General features: G+C 63.3%; 2 pseudogenes. One reads left to right on the forward strand and one right to left on the reverse strand.

The features are described from left to right. Positions 1-181 (reverse strand): annotated as a pseudogene (locus RA19_RS25385) (AMP-binding protein); the annotation flags it as partial. 94 nt (positions 182-275) lie between these two features. On the opposite strand from RA19_RS25385, the pseudogene RA19_RS25390 reads away from it, so the two are divergent. Further along, positions 276-509 (forward strand): annotated as a pseudogene (locus tag RA19_RS25390) (EamA/RhaT family transporter); the annotation flags it as partial.

Raw genomic sequence — 509 nt, forward strand, 5'->3', positions numbered from 1 at the left:
CCGCTACCCGGTCGCCGGGCTGCACGCCTTGGGAGGCCAGTGCCGCCGCCATCCTCTCGGCCCCTGCAAACAGCGCGCCAAAGGTCACTGTGCTGCCATCCGGCAGCCGGGCAAAGACATCGTCCTCGCGGCCCAGGGACGATTCGCGCAGCTGGCGGATCAGGTGGTTGGCGTCATACATCTGCGGTTCCTTCTTAAAGCGGCGCCATTTGTGCGCGGGCGGGCGGGGAAATCAAGCCATTGATCTTTGCGGCGCAGGAGCGCAGGTTCGCGCCATGGCAAAATCCTTAACATCGCATCGGCCTATGCTGGCGATCCTGCTGAAGGTCACGGCAATTGCGCTGTTTACGGCGCTTTCCGGGATCATCAAGGCCACCTCCGAGCATGTGCCCGCGGGGGAAGCGGTGTTCTTCCGCTCGTTCTTTGCGATTCCGGTGATTGTGGTCTGGCTGACGATGCGCGGCGAGCTGCGGCACGGGCTGATCACCAGGAAACCGATGTTTCACGTG

It is taken from the genome of Leisingera sp. ANG-M1, assembly GCF_000813745.1.
Lineage (GTDB): Bacteria > Pseudomonadota > Alphaproteobacteria > Rhodobacterales > Rhodobacteraceae > Leisingera.